Raw genomic sequence first — 2,412 nt, forward strand, 5'->3', positions numbered from 1 at the left:
GGCGGCGCGCCGCCGTCCCCTACGCGCAAGGCGGTCCGGAACGGTTGCATCGTTCCGGGCTGCACGGCATTACTTGCCTGCCGCGGCGCGCCAATCCTTGATGAACTGCAGGCGCTTGTTCTGCTCCAGGTAGTCCAGCAGGGTTTCGTTGACCGGAATCGGCTTGAGCGAGGCGCCCAGCTTCTTGGTCATGCCGTCCACGTCGTTGTCGCCTTCGATGTCGTCGCGCACCGAGGCCAGGTCGGCCTGGTTCGCCAGGATGGTCTGGCCCTTCTGCGACAGCAGGTAGTCCATCCACAGCTTGGCGGCGTTGCGGTTCTTCGCCTTCTTGCTGATGAAGGCCACACGCGACAGGACCAGCGCGTAGTCGGTGGGGTAGGCCACGCCCAGCGACGGGTCGTTCTTGGCGCGGGTTTCGGCGTAGGAACCCAGGATGTTGTAGCCGATCAGGTTTTCGCCGGACGACACGCGTTCCATCATGGTGCCGGTGGACGATTGCACGATCAGGCCGCCTGCGGCGATACCCTTGAGCGTCTCGAAGTACTTGGGGTCGTTGACCTTGTCCTGCACCGCCAGCATGAAGCCCACGGCCGACTTCTCGATGTCGTAGGTGGTGACCTTGTTCTTGAACTTGTCCGGCTGGCTGGCGATCAGCTTGGCCAGCGCGCCGTGCGTGGTGGGCACTTCGGCAGCGGGGATCAGGCGCTTGTTGTAGATGAACACGGCCGGCTCGTAGGTGGTGCCGTAGGCCGAATCCTTCCACACCGCCCAGGCCGGCAGCTTGCCGACTTCCGGCGACTTGTACTGCAGGGCGTAGTCGCTGGCCAGCTTCAGCGCCGAGTCCATCGAGGAGCTCCAGACGATGTCGCCGCTGGTGCCGCCCGCCGCCTGTTCGCTGATGTAGCGGTTGTAGAGCTCGGTGCTGTTCATGTCGTTGTATTCGACCTTGATGCCCGGATACAGCGCTTCGAAGCCCTTGATGACGGGGCCGGCGGCTTTGGTGTCGGTGGTCGAATAGATGACGACCTTGCCTTCCTTCTTGGCGCCGTCCAGGATCTTCTGGTAGTCGGCCGGATAGCCGGCCGGCACTTGCTGTGCAAAGGCGCTGCCGGCGGCGAGGGCGAATGCAGCGGCGCAGGCGGCCGCCAGTTGGGACTTGGCAAGCATGGGTGTGTCTCCGATGAGTTATTGGTACGAGCGGGATCCGTGTCCAGCTTGCGGGCATCTTAGGAGCCGGCGTCTGTCGCCGTCCTGTCATGGCGACAGGTTGAGCCTAGGGGAAATCCCTTGCCTGCATGGACGCCGCGCGCCCGCCGCCGTCACGGCCGCACGGGCGTGTCCGTCACCAGCCGGATCCAGTTCTGCACGAAGCGCGAATGCCGCCGCTGGTCCAGTCCGACCAACAGGGCCGGGCTCAGCACCACCGGCTGCACGATGCCCTGGGAGCGCGCCAGCACCGCTTCGGAGGTCCAGCGGCCGGGCGTGTCCTCCATGATGGAGCCCAGCGCGGCATGGCTGGACGCCACCTGCTGTCCGGCCGGCGAAAGTAGCCAGTCCACCAGCGCGCGCCCCAGTTCCGGGCTGGGGGCGCTGCGCGCGATCAGCACCGAGCGCGCCAGCACCAGCACGTAGTCCTGCGGAAAGACCACGCCGATGGCTGCGCCCGCCGCCTGGCGCGACAGGGCGTAGGAGCCGAGGATGTTGTAGCCGATGTCGATCTGGTCGTTCTCGATCGCGTCCAGGATGTCGGCGCTGGTGGCCGACAGGCGCACGCCGGCCTGGCCCATGGCATTGGCCAGGCCCCAGAAGTTCGACGACACCAGCTCGTCCTGTTCGGCCAGCAGATAGCCCACGCTGCTGGCCGCGATGTCATAGGTGCCGATGCGGCCGCGCAGCTTGGCGGAATCGCGTTCCAGCAGGCGCAGCAGGTCCTGGCGCGAGCGCGGCACGGTGGCTTCGGTAAAGCGCTTGGGGTTGTAGACGATGACGGCCGGCTCGAAGGTGAAACCGTAGACCTCGTGGCGCCAAATGGCCCAGGAGGGCAGCTTGGCTGCATAGGGCGACGAGTAGCTCAGCGCATAGCCGTCGTTGGCCAGGCGGATCTGCAGGTCCGAGGCCGAGCTCATCAGCACGTCCACGTCCTTCAATTGCCCGGCGATGGCCGCTTCGTAGAGTTCGCGGCTGCCCATCTCGCGGTACACCACGGTCACGTCCGGCCGCTGCGACTGGAAGCCCTGGATCAGCGGCGCGACCACCGGCGTATCGGTCGGACCGGCGATGGTCAGGACGCGGGACGTGGGTTGCGGCGCGGGATAGCGGGTGACGATTTGCGGGATATCGGCGGCGCGTGCGTCGTTGGTGGACGAGGCCAGCAGCAGGCCCGCCAGGCACAGCGCGCCCAGGCAGGCGGCG

General features: G+C 66.5%; 2 protein-coding genes. Both read right to left on the reverse strand.

All coding sequences use genetic code 11. The features are described 5' to 3' along the window. Nucleotides 1-69: 69 nt before the first annotated feature. Nucleotides 70-1,167, reverse strand: coding sequence for an ABC transporter substrate-binding protein (locus VIR09_RS12710; RefSeq protein ID WP_013391369.1), 1,098 nt, complete (start codon nt 1,165-1,167; stop codon nt 70-72). Between the two features lie 152 nt (nt 1,168-1,319). Beyond that, nucleotides 1,320-2,412: ABC transporter substrate-binding protein (locus tag VIR09_RS12715; protein WP_332013193.1), on the reverse strand; the 1,093-nt coding region annotated here is incomplete at its 5' end.

Source organism: Achromobacter sp., assembly GCF_036567245.1.
Classification (GTDB): Bacteria; Pseudomonadota; Gammaproteobacteria; order Burkholderiales; family Burkholderiaceae_B; genus Achromobacter.

Coding starts and splice junctions, on each gene's coding strand:
- VIR09_RS12710 (WP_013391369.1), bottom strand. CDS start 1,167: ATGCTTGCCAAGTCCCAACTGGCGGCCGCCTGCGCCGCTGCATTCGCC.